Origin of the sequence: Dolichospermum sp. LEGE 00246 (genome assembly GCF_015207865.1) — a bacterium.
In the GTDB taxonomy this organism is placed as follows: domain Bacteria; phylum Cyanobacteriota; class Cyanobacteriia; order Cyanobacteriales; family Nostocaceae; genus Dolichospermum; species Dolichospermum heterosporum.
This window is the reverse complement of the sequence record NZ_JADEWA010000111.1, coordinates 1-13,026: the sequence shown is the minus strand read 5'-3', so window position 1 is coordinate 13,026 and position 13,026 is coordinate 1. Positions and strand designations below refer to the sequence as shown.

At 37.2% G+C, this 13,026-nt stretch carries 14 protein-coding genes; 9 read left to right on the top strand and 5 right to left on the bottom strand.

Going from position 1 to position 13,026, the window contains the following annotated elements; genetic code table 11:
• Positions 1 to 135: 135 nt before the first annotated feature.
• Positions 136 to 1,245, bottom strand: coding sequence for a hypothetical protein (locus IQ228_RS10045; RefSeq protein WP_027403211.1), 1,110 nt, complete (start codon positions 1,243 to 1,245; stop codon positions 136 to 138).
• Between the two features lie 270 nt (positions 1,246 to 1,515).
• Here IQ228_RS10045 and IQ228_RS10040 point away from each other — a divergent pair, with 270 nt between their 5' ends.
• The 3 genes from IQ228_RS10040 to obgE are packed head-to-tail and all read left to right on the top strand — an operon-like array spanning position 1,516 to position 3,707.
• Positions 1,516 to 2,190, top strand: coding sequence for a Mo-dependent nitrogenase C-terminal domain-containing protein (locus IQ228_RS10040; protein WP_193962779.1), 675 nt, complete (start codon positions 1,516 to 1,518; stop codon positions 2,188 to 2,190).
• Positions 2,191 to 2,249: 59 nt separating this feature from the next.
• Entirely contained in the window at positions 2,250 to 2,624 is a 375-nt protein-coding gene (locus IQ228_RS10035) for a four helix bundle protein (protein ID WP_027403213.1), read from the top strand.
• Between the two features lie 42 nt (positions 2,625 to 2,666).
• Entirely contained in the window at positions 2,667 to 3,707 is a 1,041-nt protein-coding gene (obgE, locus tag IQ228_RS10030) for a GTPase ObgE (protein ID WP_193962778.1), read from the top strand.
• A 175-nt stretch (positions 3,708 to 3,882) separates the two neighbouring features.
• Here the strand turns inward: obgE and IQ228_RS10025 are convergent, their stop codons facing one another.
• The 3 genes from IQ228_RS10025 to IQ228_RS10015 form a co-directional block, all read right to left on the bottom strand.
• Positions 3,883 to 4,647: an RNA methyltransferase gene (locus tag IQ228_RS10025; protein WP_027403215.1), complete on the bottom strand. Its 765-nt coding sequence runs from the start codon at positions 4,645 to 4,647 to the stop codon at positions 3,883 to 3,885.
• 554 nt (positions 4,648 to 5,201) lie between these two features.
• Complete coding sequence (locus IQ228_RS10020; protein ID WP_027403216.1) at positions 5,202 to 5,465, bottom strand: Txe/YoeB family addiction module toxin; 264 nt, start codon at positions 5,463 to 5,465, stop codon at positions 5,202 to 5,204.
• On the bottom strand, positions 5,462 to 5,698 hold the full coding sequence (locus IQ228_RS10015; RefSeq protein ID WP_027403217.1) for a type II toxin-antitoxin system Phd/YefM family antitoxin: 237 nt from the start codon (positions 5,696 to 5,698) through the stop codon (positions 5,462 to 5,464). Before IQ228_RS10015 ends, IQ228_RS10020 begins: the two co-directional genes overlap by 4 nt.
• A gap of 295 nt (positions 5,699 to 5,993) precedes the next feature.
• Here IQ228_RS10015 and IQ228_RS10010 point away from each other — a divergent pair, with 295 nt between their 5' ends.
• From IQ228_RS10010 to IQ228_RS09995, 4 genes are all read left to right on the top strand, one after another.
• A complete protein-coding gene (locus IQ228_RS10010; protein ID WP_027403218.1) occupies positions 5,994 to 6,344 on the top strand; it encodes a translation initiation factor in 351 nt (116 codons plus the stop codon).
• A gap of 94 nt (positions 6,345 to 6,438) precedes the next feature.
• Positions 6,439 to 6,600: a YqaE/Pmp3 family membrane protein gene (locus IQ228_RS10005; RefSeq protein ID WP_035082904.1), complete on the top strand. Its 162-nt coding sequence runs from the start codon at positions 6,439 to 6,441 to the stop codon at positions 6,598 to 6,600.
• Positions 6,601 to 6,682: 82 nt separating this feature from the next.
• Complete coding sequence (locus IQ228_RS10000) at positions 6,683 to 7,321, top strand: isoprenylcysteine carboxylmethyltransferase family protein (RefSeq protein ID WP_027403219.1); 639 nt, start codon at positions 6,683 to 6,685, stop codon at positions 7,319 to 7,321.
• Between the two features lie 179 nt (positions 7,322 to 7,500).
• Positions 7,501 to 7,884 (top strand): hypothetical protein, encoded by a 384-nt coding sequence (locus tag IQ228_RS09995; protein WP_027403220.1) that lies wholly within the window; start codon positions 7,501 to 7,503, stop codon positions 7,882 to 7,884.
• A 234-nt stretch (positions 7,885 to 8,118) separates the two neighbouring features.
• Here the strand turns inward: IQ228_RS09995 and glgP are convergent, their stop codons facing one another.
• Entirely contained in the window at positions 8,119 to 10,683 is a 2,565-nt protein-coding gene (gene glgP, locus IQ228_RS09990; RefSeq protein ID WP_027403221.1) for an alpha-glucan family phosphorylase, read from the bottom strand.
• 617 nt (positions 10,684 to 11,300) lie between these two features.
• On the opposite strand from glgP, the gene IQ228_RS27110 reads away from it, so the two are divergent.
• On the top strand, positions 11,301 to 11,429 hold the full coding sequence (locus tag IQ228_RS27110) for a hypothetical protein (RefSeq protein ID WP_255540000.1): 129 nt from the start codon (positions 11,301 to 11,303) through the stop codon (positions 11,427 to 11,429).
• 804 nt (positions 11,430 to 12,233) lie between these two features.
• Positions 12,234 to 12,923: an acyltransferase gene (locus tag IQ228_RS27255; protein WP_027403222.1), complete on the top strand. Its 690-nt coding sequence runs from the start codon at positions 12,234 to 12,236 to the stop codon at positions 12,921 to 12,923.
• The last annotated feature ends 103 nt before the right edge of the window (positions 12,924 to 13,026 follow it).

The window sequence follows — 13,026 nt, the reverse complement described above, 5'->3', positions numbered from 1 at the left end:
GTGGGGAGGGTAGGGGAATTCATTCCTAGTTGGGTTATCGGTTTTACGTTAAGTTGACACCAATGCCCCCGTGTTGCCCTGTGTTTGCCCTACTAGCGAATATATAGAGGAAATTGGTCATCTAGAATCCAAAATCTAAAATCCAAAATTGCCATAAGTTTGGTTAAGAGTGGCTTCAATTGAACCTGAATTTTGGAATAACTTAATTAATTCATGAGATTTTGTTTTTTTCTCAGATAAAATTCCTTTCAGTGGGGTTAAAAATTCTAGATCAGGATCATCTTTAAGGGCGATTTCAGCAACTTGTACAAGTTGCTGAGAATTGGCAAAAACATCTTCATTTTCAAAGCCTGACTTTGCCGAAATCTGGTGTAAATTAGCATCAGGTATAATCGCTCTACCTGGTAAAGTTTGATCCAATACTAGACCTTTTAATAAAGCTAATAAACCTGCATAAATAGCGAAATTATCACAACTATCACAAGCTTTAAATTCTATCCGTCCTACTTCTGAAGGAATGCGGGCAATTTTTGTTAAGGAAGGCACACTTTTGATTAATTCTTCTGTTTTATCCAAAAAAACTAATGTTGCGGATCTTTTTCCCGTTCTGATAAATGTCCTCACTGATAAACCTCCCCATAAACCACCATTATAAAAAGGAGAACTATAACTAAAAGGAATGATGTAAGGACTGTAATAAGTTAACTTCTTCCCAATATCAATTAACCTTTCCGTAGACAAATTTGCCAAAGAAATATTTAAATCTGGTCCATAAGAAACCATATAAATATGAGCAGTTTGTTCATCTGGATAAGCTTGTAATTGTCTAATTTCAAAATCATTTAATGGAGGTTGTGGCTCAAATACGCAAGTATAGGGATTAAAACTGGCTAAAACAGGTGAAAAACCAAAATTGGCAGCAACATCACTTAATAAAATAAAACTTGCGGTTAATTCATCAATTGCTCCTTGAATAGTAGGGTGGATAGTTGTTCTAATTTCGATGCCTTTAGCTACACAGTCAATTACTTCTTCAGAGTCGTTAAATCTTTCAAAGCCCTCAATATACCAACGCTTTTTCTTAATCCCAGCATCACCAACTCTTAATTGTGGGTAATCAGTAGTATAGATAGGTAATTTGTCAACAATTTGCTGAAAATCTCCAAATTTTGTATTATGGAAATCTGCAAACTTTCCTTGATTATTGAGAAAAGCAACTTCATGTTCAATACCAAAGCAGAACATACTTTATACCTAATTAATGACAAATATAATCAATTATATCTATATTTTATGCCGTTGTGAATCAATACTGTTGAGTTCAGGCTAAAAAGTATTTATATCGTAGGTTGATTTAACGCGAGGAAACTCAAAAAAATCCTGGTCATGTTGGGTTAAGAGTCGCTCAACTCAAACTAAATTCCCTTTATTTTTGCCAATTAAATGTACAGAAATATAGTTCTTTTCAAGGTAGTTTAAGATTATCTAATAGAAAATTACAAGGCGTGAGTTTTTATGACAAATACTGCTCAAACTGCTTACAGTAGCGAACAAATTATTGCTTGGTTACGGGGATTACTGACCATTGCTTGGGCTGATGGTAACTTTGATGCTCAAGAACAGGAATTAATTACTAATCTTACCAAAGATGAATTAGCCCCTGCCATTGATTGGGATACTCTAGAGATAATTGAACCAGATGAATTAGCGGCTATATTAGGTAAAGGTACACCTATAGCGGAAAATTTCTTGCGGACAGCGGTAATGGTAGCGATCGCTGATGGTATATACTCACCTAGTGAAGATGACCTACTTCAGCAATTGTGTCAAAAATTAGAACTGCAAGAGAGTTTACTCACAGCCTTACGTCATACCCTAGAAGATACCGCACAAACAACTGATTTCCCCCCTACTGGACTTCAATCCCCCCACCCAGACGCTTTAACTCCCTTGCGTCAATGGTTAGATGGATTAGATATTCAAGACCCCAGAGTGGCGAAATTTTTGTGTAAGATGATTCCTTCCCAATGTCCCTTTGAAAGAGATGTAACCTTATTTGGCCGGAAAATAGTTCATATTCCGCCCCTGTGTAAAATTAACCCCCTTTATGAACAAATGGTAGGGTTACGCTTTCGCGCCCTTTCCTACCTAGCAGATGACTGTGGGGAAGATGTTACACCTTATATTTAAATTAGTTGTTAGTCATTGGTCATTGGTCATTGGTCATTAGTTGCTAGTTAGGTGAGATAATGGGGCGTGGAAGGTTTCAGGAATTAAGAGTATATCAACTGTCAGAAAAATTGGCTGATGATATTTGGAAAATCGTTAACCAATGGGAGTCATTACCGCAAAATACATTGGGTAAACAGATTATTCGTTCAGCAGATAGCATTGGTGCGAACATAGCGGAAGGTGTAGGCAGAGGGAGTTATCAAGACAATCGGCGATTTATTAGAATAGCACGAGGGTCATTATATGAGACTCAACACTGGCTAAGAAGAGCATATAGCCGTAACCTCTTAAAATATGAACAAGTAAACACACTAAAAGTTATCATCAATGACTTAGCACCCCAATTAAACGCCTATCTAAACTCAATTGGTAAACTTCCAAAGGAAGAATAACCAATAACTAATGACCAATAACTAATGACTAATGACTAAATTATGCAATTTATAGACCAATCAGTAATTGAAGTAGAAGCAGGTAACGGAGGCGATGGTATTGTCGCTTTTCGTAGAGAAAAATATGTCCCAGCAGGTGGTCCATCTGGTGGGAATGGCGGAAAAGGCGGTTCAATAATTTTTGTAGGTAATACTAATCTGCAAACCTTGTTAGATTTTCGATACAAGCATTTATTTAAGGCACAAAATGGAGAACGTGGCGGTCCAAATAATTGCACTGGTGCAGGTGGGAAAGATCTAATTGTTGAAGTTCCTTGTGGTACTTCTGTATATGATGCGGTAACGAGTGTTTTACTATGTGATATAGTTGAACCCGGACAAAGTTTTCGAGTCGCAGAAGGTGGCAAAGGTGGACTGGGAAATCAACATTTTTTGAGTAACCGCAACCGGGTTCCCGAATATGCCCTCCCTGGTTTAGAAGGGGAAAAAAAGGTATTACGTTTAGAGTTAAAATTGTTAGCAGAAGTCGGAATTATTGGTTTACCAAATGCGGGAAAATCAACTTTAATTTCTTCTTTATCCGCAGCACGTCCAAAAATCGCCGATTATCCCTTTACTACCTTAATTCCTAATTTGGGTGTAGTCAAAAAACCCACAGGTGATGGTACAGTTTTCGCTGATATTCCGGGTTTAATTGAAGGTGCTTCTCATGGTGCCGGTTTAGGTCATGATTTCTTGCGTCACATTGAACGGACAAGGGTTTTATTACACTTAATTGATGCCACAAGTGAAAATGTCATCGCTGATTTCCATACTATTCAAGAAGAACTTAAAGCCTATGGACGAGGTTTAGCTAAACGTCCACAAATTTTGGCATTAAATAAAATAGATGCTGTTGATAGAGAAACTGTTGATTTGGAGGCTTTAGCTACTCAATTAAATCATCTGGCTTTTGCGCCGGTTTTCATAATTTCTGCTGTAACTCGCACTGGTTTAGATCCCATGATGCAGGAAATTTGGCGGATTTTAGATGAAATTAATGTGTTGGAAGCACAGGAAGTTGCAGTTGAATTGATAAGTTGATTTTGTCGAATACAGTAGCAAAAATTGTGTTAAGTAATTGAACAAAAATATTTACAGTCATTGCGAGGGAAGGGAAGCAATCACAACCCCCCTTTACAAGGGGAAAGGGGGGTAGCAATGTGATGAAAATTACGGAATACCACTTTTAAAACATCCTCTGAGCAAATTCTCACAATTAATCCAGCTTTTCGGAGTTTTTTCTATTAATTGCCCATTCTACCTGTCGTAAAATCCCTCGTAACATTCCCACTTCCGTAGTTTGTAGATAAGCACGATTATATAAATGGCGAAATTTTTCCATGCGACTAGCTGCGGTGTGGGGATAAAGATAACCAATAGAAAGCAACAAAGATTCTAATTGCTGATAGAATCCTTCCATAGCATCTAATGGGGCAATTTCTGAATCGGGTATATTCTGATCTGTAAATAAGTTAGTAGATTGTGATAATTCATAACAACAAATAGAAACCGCTGTAGCTAAATTCAAAGATGGATATTCGGGATTGGTAGGAATAAAAACTAATTTGTGGGCATAATTTAATTCTTCATTAGTTAATCCTCTATCTTCTCTACCGAAAATTAAAGCTACAGGCTTTTCTGCTTCTGCTAATAACCAGGGTAAAGCGGTGTGAGGGGTTTCTAGGGGGAGTTCTCCACTGTATTCCCGTCCCATAGTAGCAACAGCACGGACACAGCCCTGTAAGGCTTGTGGTAATGTGTCTACTATCACCGCAGATTCTAAAATATCTTTACCATGAACTGCCATTTTTAAGGCATCATCTGATGTGCGATCGCATTGAGGATTGACTAATATTAGTTTAGATAAGCCAAAATTTTTCATAACTCTGGACACTGAACCGACATTCAATGGACCGGCTGGTTCTACTAAGACGATAATTACGTTGCTGGTACTGGTTTTTGGATCAATATTTTCTGTCATTGAAGGAATCTTTAAACTACAGTTATGCGTGCATTATGGCTAGATTTAGGTTTTACTCTAATTTCTACATCAATTTCAAAAGCATTGAGAAATCTAAACATTCTTTCTAGAAAAAAACCTGTAAGTCCTGGAATCTTTTAAAAATTCAGACATGACTTCAAATGTTTTTTCAGAGAAGATATTCTTTTGGTTTTGTTCACCTGCCATGATATTTTATAATTTAACTATGGATGTTTTCATGAAGTATTTAAAGAATTAATGACGTTGCTGATTTTAGGGATGAAAATAATGGCGTTGCTGAATCGAGGTATGAAATTCCCAAATTGAATCTTTAAAACTCTTACCTTTGCGTCTTTGCGCCTTTGCGTGAGACTAAAATTCATACCCTTAATCAGCAACGCCAAAATAAGGCGTTGCTGAATTGAGGTATGAAATTGAAAAATCAAAAAAATGAAACTCTTACTCTCTGCGACTGGAGCGCCTCTGCGTGTTCGCGCAGCGTGCCGTAGGCATAATAAAATCATACTCTTAATCAACAACGCCTAAAAAACATACTATTCATAATGCGTCCACATTCGCAAAACTTTGACCGTATTTTCAGATTCAATTACTTCATACACTAAACGATGTTGAATATTAATCCGTCGTGAATATGCACCTTCTAAATCTCCGACTAATTTCTCATACTGTGGGGGATTTTGAAACGGATTGATTTGAATAATATTAAGTAAAATTTGTGCTTTATCTTTTAAATTACTCACAGCCAATTTCTTAGCATCTTTCTGAGCTTGTTTGGTGTAAACTAAATTCCAATTCACCAATCTAATTCTCCATTACATTCTTCTATCGGTGTTGCTAATCCTTCTTTAATTGATTCTCTCATCCCTGGAATAGAAAGAAGATAAAGAGTTTCTTGGATAGATTTCCAGTCTGCTTCAGATAATAAGACTGCGTTGCTATTGTCTCCTGAAATAACAATAGGTTGATGAGATTGATTAACTGAATCAATTAAATTCTGTAGTTGTTGTTGTGCTTGATTTATTGAAATCATACTCTTCTTTTTGAAACTATCTTATTATCATAAATAATAGCAGATAATTTAAAACCATGCCAGAATCAGGATATACGGTTACTGAGCGATCGCCTGGGTGGCGTAGCCATAGTTGAAGTACAGGATTTAAAGATTTACAGGATGTGATAGTTTAATTAATGAAATATAAAATTATCTGCGTTTATCTGCGTTTATCTGCGTTTAATGACCACCTCTTCCACCTGAATTGTGAATAAATAGATGGGTAGGCTAAAATTGTTTACAATAAAAGTCTATTTTTCCTGCATTAAATATTATGGCTAATCCCAAATCTGACAAAGGCTTTGTCTACCAAGAATTTGGTAACGGTAGTTCACCCGCACTGGAACGCGCTGTAGAACGGGGAATCCAAGACTTACCCCCCAATCAGCAAAATGTGCGAATCCAAGCCACTCGCGCGGGAAGAAAGGGGAAAACTGTCACAGTGATTACTGGTTTTCAAACGACACCGGAAACTTTAGCTACTTTATTAAAACAGTTAAAAGCCCAATGCGGTACAGGTGGAACTGTGAAAGATAATGAAATTGAAGTTCAGGGAGACCACAAACAGAAGATTTTAGAGATTTTGGTGAAGTTGGGTTATAAAGCTAAAATCAGCGGTGGTTAAAAGGTGTGGTTTACCAAATTTTTCAGGAATCGTCACCACATTAGGTGATGTTAACTCTAGAAATATAGAACATCAACAGGAGAATAACATGGATATGGATGTAGTCAGAATTATAGCTGCAATTTTTCTCCCACCTTTAGGAGTGTTTTTGCAGGTCGGGTTTGGTAAGGATTTTTGGATTAATTTACTTTTGACAATCTTTGGTTTTTATATTCTGGGTATTGTTCACGCAGTGTGGATAATTGCGAAGAAGTAATGATCTCAGAGAGATAGAGGAAACTGGACTATCTCTCTATTCCTTTCCCTAACTTTCAGCCCTTAAAAAAAAGAAGCAGGATATGAAAATAAAGTATCCCATTAATTTTCACAAAGGTCTAACATTCGCTATCGTTTTAGGACTAATGGTTTTATACCATAATTTTACTATTGGAGCTTGGGTTTATCTTTCCCTTCATGGTACTTATGGTTTTCTTTGGTTACTAAAAGATCGCATATTTCCAGATAAGCAATGGGAGCAAGAAATTCCTACTTCTCAAGGAATTATTACCTTTGTTCTCCTTTGTTTGTACTGGGTAGCACCATTCATTCTCATTAGTAGTGGTACTGTTCCCCCTCTACCTTTAGTAGCTGCTGCTATTTCTTTGAATATTGCGGGAGTGTTTTTACATTTTGCTAGTGATGCTCAAAAATACTATACACTGAAGTACAAAACTGGATTAATTACAGAAGGTTTTTTTGCTAAATGTCGTAATCCTAATTATTTAGGAGAAGTGTTGATTTATCTGGCTTTTGCTATGTTAAGTCAACATTGGCTACCTTTCTTGATTCTGGGGTTATTTATAGCCATGATATTTGTTCCCAATATGCGGAAAAAAGATCAATCTTTATCTCGATATCCTGAGTTTGCGGAATACAAAGAAAATTCTGGTTTGTTTTTTCCTAAGTTGTTTAATTCCAGAAGTTATCGGAACGAATAAACTACAGCATAACGTCAATAAGCTGTTACGCAGCTAAATTTGATAACCATAATTTACTTGAACTTTGTAGTGCGGGCATCTTGCCCGCTAGAATTATACAAACTAAATGCACAACAGCTTAATTTTGCTCACGACTAAACACACAATAAGATAACATTAGGTTTACAAATAGGAAGATTATGAACACTAAAGCTATTATTTTATCGGCAATTTTAGGAATTTCTACACCTGCAATGATTGATATAGCTATTCCTCACCAAGCTATGGCTGTGCAAAAGTTTAACTATCCAAATAATACATTTAGTGATCAAGAGTGGACGGTGACTTTAAAGTTTAGCAATAATTCCTATCAATACTATGGGAAGCATATTCCCAAAAATACTTCTATTAATTTATCTGGTGCTGTTGCTTCTGGTTCTCATGAACGTCAAATTTACACTTGGAATAATAATGGGACAAAATATCAAGTTGTTTGGAAACCAAATGATCCCAATTATATTCGTGTTCAGGTAATTGATAGAGGTAAGATCGTTTTGAATCGTCTACTCCGGGCTATACCCTAAGAGGTTGTTTTAAAAGTGGTATCCCGTAATTTTCATCACATTGTTACCCCCCCTTTCCCCTTGAGGGGGAAACAATAAAAATCCCTAACCCTCCCCTTATAAAGGGAGGGTTAGGGAGGGGTAAAATATTTGATACAGCAATTATGACTTTTCAAACACCCCCCTAAACGGTGAAATCTATATTTTTAACAATTTTTGTAGAGACGTTTTATGGAACATCTCTACATTATTTGCTTATTCCGCCCAAGCGATTAATCTGGGTTCATAAGGGCTAGAGAGATATTGATTTCGAGGTAAGACACGCAAAGATAAACCTTGCAAACCAGAAGTTGTGTAGGTGATATTTGCGGTATAAAGACTGGAATTTTCCGCATCTTGTCCTTGATAATCCATGATCACAGGTACAGCATTGACAATATCACCGTTAGCATCAATAGAGCCTTGATATAGTTCTACTTGCACATCATCATTTTTCAAAGTTGCTAAATCTACCTTAGCTTTTACCGCTACAGTTTGATTAACTTCAATGTCTGATGCTGCGGATACGTCAACATCTTTGATTTTGATGCTAAACCAGTGTTCACCTAATTTTGCTCTCCAGGCGGCTAATTCCTTGGCTGGGCTATAATTATCAACGGTGAGGGTATGATAGCGATCGCTCGCCGGGAAATAAGCTCTCATTGCATATTCTCGCACCATCCGGGCTGTATTAAAGAAAGGACAATTCAAGCGAATCGCATCTTTCATTTTTGCTACCCAAGGACGAGGCAAACCATCACCATCACGATGATCATAGAATAGGGGAATAACTTCCTTTTCTAACAACTCATAGAGGGCGTTAGCTTCTATTTCATCTTGGTAATTAGGATCATCATAGTTTTCACCATGTCCTATTGCCCAACCTGTGCGAACATAGTCTGCTTCATCCCACCAACCATCAAGAACACTGAGATTTGGTAAACCATTCATAGCAGCTTTCATGCCACTTGTTCCCGAAGCTTCACGGGGACGACGGGGAGTATTTAACCAGATATCACAACCTGCTACCATCAAGCGAGCGATGTGAATATCGTAGTTAGGGACAAACACCACCTGTTTTTCTAAATGGTGTTCGTGGATAAAGTGGTTAATATCCCGAATCAATTCTTTACCAGGAATATCTTTAGGATGTGCTTTCCCAGCAATCACAAACTGCACCTTGCGGTGTTTGTTAGCGAGTAAAATCTTTTTAATTCTTTCCAAATCACGCATCCATAGAGTAGCGCGTTTGTAAGTAGCAAAACGACGGGCAAAGCCAACGGTAAAAACGTTAGGATCAAGCACCTCTTGTGCCTGAATAATATCAGAAGTAGAAGCACCGCGATCGCGCAAATGTTTGACTAAATGTTCTCGAACATACAACACCATATCCAAACGGCAGCGCTCGTGATTCCGCCATAACTCCTCATCGGGAATTGCATCCATGCGTTCCCACAATTGGCTATCAGGTGGTGCTGATGACCAATTTGGACCAAGATAGCGATCGTATAGCTCTTGCGTAGATTTACTTACACAACTGCGGGCATGGACACCGTTAGTAATGGCGGCAATTGGCACTTCTTCCACAGGAACTTTCTGCCACAAACCTTGGAACATCTGCCGGGAAACAACACCATGCAATTGTGCCACACCATTAGAGAATGTCGCCATCTTCAGTGCTAAAACTGCCATACTGAAAGGTGCAGACAAATCACCAGTATTTTCTCGTCCCAAACCTAAAAACTGCTCTTTCGGTAAACCAAAGATATCTGCATAGTAACCCAAATAATGCAACATCTTATCAGGAGCAAACAAGTCAATTCCCGCGGGAACTGGAGTGTGGGTAGTGAAGATATTACTAGAAGACACCACCTGTTTAGCTTCTCTGTAATTCAGTCCTTTTTCCTGAATCAGAATGCGAATGCGTTCTAAAGCCGAGAAAGCTGCATGACCTTCATTCATGTGGTAAGCAGTAACTTCATAGCCTAAGGCTTTAAGCATTTGCACCCCACCTATCCCCAGCATAATTTCCTGATGGATACGCATATCTATATCACCACCATACAACTGATCGGTGATATCGTGGTCATAAGCCTTATTCGGCTCAATATTAGTATCAAGCATATACAGAGGTACTGTACCTACCTGAACACGCCACACCCGTGCATATACCTTGCGTCCAGGATAATCTACCGCAATCCGTAATTCTGTACCATCGGGGTTGCGTTCCAAATGCAAAGGCATATTATAGAAATCATTGATGAGGTAGCGTTCCTGCTGCCAACCATCAGCATTAAGATACTGGGCAAAGTAGCCTTGTTGATATAATAAGCCCACACCCACCAGAGGTAATCCTAAATCACTCGCAGATTTCAGGTGATCTCCTGCGAGTACACCCAGACCACCTGAATAGATAGGTAAGCAATCTACTAACCCAAATTCAGCAGAAAAATAGGCGTAACATTCCTTCTGGTGCTGATTTCTTTGTTTTTTATACCAAGTGTATTCCTGCAAATAATCTTCTAACTGCCGCGCTGCTCGGTCTACTTGCGCTAAAAAGCCTTCATCTTCAACAACTTCTAGTAGTCGGCTTTGACTAATAGTTCCCAGCATCAATACTGGATTATGGTGGGTAGATTCCCATAAATCAGGATCTAAACGCCGAAATAGGTCTTTGCTCTCCACATTCCAATCAAAATGGAGATTATAGGCTAGTTTCCGCAGGGGTTCTAGTCTGGATGGTAGTGAAGGAGATACATTAAAAGTACGAATTGGCTGCATAGTTTAGAAAAACTTTAAGTTCAGCTATGGATATTGTTTACTGTTTTTACCTAATATTGCCAACTCTTTATACCGTATTTGTCAACGTTTGATGACTTTGTTAAGAATTGGCAACTATTTAATTTCTAGAGATAAACATGAAACTAAAAGGTGTCATGAGTCTACGGGGTTTCCTGATTTATGGCTAAAGTTTTAGTAAAATTTAATTATCTGCTGTGTATGTAGGCAAAATAGCGATCGCAAAGTGCTAATGCAAACAGGTCACAAAGCACTGCTACCAGTAGATCACTTCACAGTTCTGTCCAAACTTAATTAAAACAAATTAAATTTTATTGATTGAGTAAATCTAAATCCAAGATTCCCAACTTCTTTCACAAGTCAGGGATCTAAATATATTACAGAAAATTGCAGATTAATGAAGTACACGCTCTAAATTCAAAGCCGAACAGCAACCCATTTTTACTGCTGAATTCTGCTGTATTTATTACCTTAATCTTTTTTGATAAAACTTGTTCACCCAATCAAAAATATGTTATGCTTAATAGCAATTGTTCCCAAACAACAATTCTGTAATTGAAAATGTAATTTACTTAGTCTATAAATCATTTGTGTGCAACATGATTAGAGCCGTATACTCTACAAGTTATTTACAAGAAAGCCGCCACAGCAGTCGCGGTAGTGCCTTCTTGTTTGCACCAATGGTGAATTTTAACATCATGGCAGATGTGGGAGACACTCCACCATAGTAGTTTTTATTTAAAAATAATCATCCCAATTGAATAAAAATCAAATTGTGACACAAAAGAAGTGATTCTAGCACTATTAATGCCTACGGAAATTCATTGTTGTGAAAACACAAATATTTAAGACAATTTGTGGAAAAAACATAGCAAAAATTCCTGGTAATTGATCTGCATGAATATTTCTGTATTCGTAGTTGCATTACCAACTGTCTCAACTTTCCCGATACAGTAAAAGTTGATATGTTTACCAAATTAATCTCATCAGTAAGTAATGGGACAGAATTAATTACACAACTGATTTTTCTGTTCCCAGTTAAGAGTTACCTCTCTCAACGAGTGAATTTAATTTTGTCCGACTACTTAGTTTGACAAAATTAACTTCAATCAGGTTATCAGAGAACAAAAAACAGGGTGTGTCATTAATTCTGTCCCATTACTTGCCGAGAGATTAACTGAGACTAACTACTGCTATGCACTGATATTAGCTAGTGAATTTATGCAACCCAGAAAAAGGTGATTAACGTTGCTGATTAATTCAATAGAGGTGCATATAAAAATGAGTCTAAACTTAGATCAAATAACTTATTTAGATATCATCGCGAAACTGTTTAAATCGAAATTTTTTCAGTAATTGAGTACACAATTGACAACTGTAGGCAAACTTATGTATTGCCATAATTGGGAATTTTGTAGATATTTTGGGAGTCCTATGGATGAATTTGCTTGCTTCTAGTATCGAGGAAAATTATTTTTGATCTTCCTGAATTCCTTCTGTCTTAGAAATAATTTATTGATGAGATATGTATCATGATTGAACAAAAATATCCTGCAAAAATTCAAAGATTTCAAGAACTATTAATCACTACTTTATTGGGAGATTTACCAACAATTGCAATGGGACCACAGCTAAGAAGATTGGTATATCAAAATATTTTTGGCAGCATGGGTAATAAAGTTTTTATTCAACATGGAGTGGAAATAACTGGAAGTTCATTTATTGAAATTGGGAATGGAGTGAATATCTTCAAGGGTGTGCGTTTAGATGCCAAAGGACATCAAAACAATAGAATGTATATTAGTAATCAAGTCACAATTGAGCGAAATGTGGACATTGGATGCATGGATAACACATCTATATATATTGATGAAAATACTTATATAGCTCCTGGCGTATGTATTGCTGGTCAGGGAGATATCCGCATTGGTAAGAACTGCATGATAGCTTCTCATTGTGGCATCTATGCCAATAATCATGTTTTTACAGACTTGTTACTACCCATGAAACAGCAGGGTGTGACTCGTGAGGGAATTACTATTAAAGATGACTGTTGGCTAGGACATGGTGTGACTGTATTAGATGGAGTTACCATTGGTGAAGGTAGCATTATTGGTGCAGGTGCAGTAGTCAATAAAGATATTCCCCCTTATTCCATTGCGGTAGGTGTACCAGCAAAAGTTATCAAACATCGTGTTGCCAATATAATAGGTAATAGGTAATAGGTAATAGGTAATAGGTAATAGGTAATAGGTAATAGGTAATAGGTAATAGGTAATAGCCAATAGCTAATAGGTAATAGGTAATAGCCAATAGCTAATAGGT

Excerpts from the sequence above, each read along its gene's own strand:
- IQ228_RS09995 (WP_027403220.1), top strand. The coding sequence starts at position 7,501 with ATGAACACTAAAGCTATTATTTTATCGGCAATTTTAGGAATTTCTACA.
- IQ228_RS10015 (WP_027403217.1), bottom strand. The coding sequence starts at position 5,698 with ATGATTTCAATAAATCAAGCACAACAACAACTACAGAATTTAATTGAT.
- IQ228_RS27255 (WP_027403222.1), top strand. The coding sequence starts at position 12,234 with ATGATTGAACAAAAATATCCTGCAAAAATTCAAAGATTTCAAGAACTA.
- IQ228_RS10035 (WP_027403213.1), top strand. The coding sequence starts at position 2,250 with ATGGGGCGTGGAAGGTTTCAGGAATTAAGAGTATATCAACTGTCAGAA.
- IQ228_RS10000 (WP_027403219.1), top strand. The coding sequence starts at position 6,683 with ATGAAAATAAAGTATCCCATTAATTTTCACAAAGGTCTAACATTCGCT.
- IQ228_RS10040 (WP_193962779.1), top strand. The coding sequence starts at position 1,516 with ATGACAAATACTGCTCAAACTGCTTACAGTAGCGAACAAATTATTGCT.
- IQ228_RS27110 (WP_255540000.1), top strand. The coding sequence starts at position 11,301 with ATGATTAGAGCCGTATACTCTACAAGTTATTTACAAGAAAGCCGCCAC.
- IQ228_RS10005 (WP_035082904.1), top strand. The coding sequence starts at position 6,439 with ATGGATGTAGTCAGAATTATAGCTGCAATTTTTCTCCCACCTTTAGGA.
- glgP (WP_027403221.1), bottom strand. The coding sequence starts at position 10,683 with ATGCAGCCAATTCGTACTTTTAATGTATCTCCTTCACTACCATCCAGA.
- IQ228_RS10010 (WP_027403218.1), top strand. The coding sequence starts at position 5,994 with ATGGCTAATCCCAAATCTGACAAAGGCTTTGTCTACCAAGAATTTGGT.
- IQ228_RS10025 (WP_027403215.1), bottom strand. The coding sequence starts at position 4,647 with ATGACAGAAAATATTGATCCAAAAACCAGTACCAGCAACGTAATTATC.
- obgE (WP_193962778.1), top strand. The coding sequence starts at position 2,667 with ATGCAATTTATAGACCAATCAGTAATTGAAGTAGAAGCAGGTAACGGA.
- IQ228_RS10045 (WP_027403211.1), bottom strand. The coding sequence starts at position 1,245 with ATGTTCTGCTTTGGTATTGAACATGAAGTTGCTTTTCTCAATAATCAA.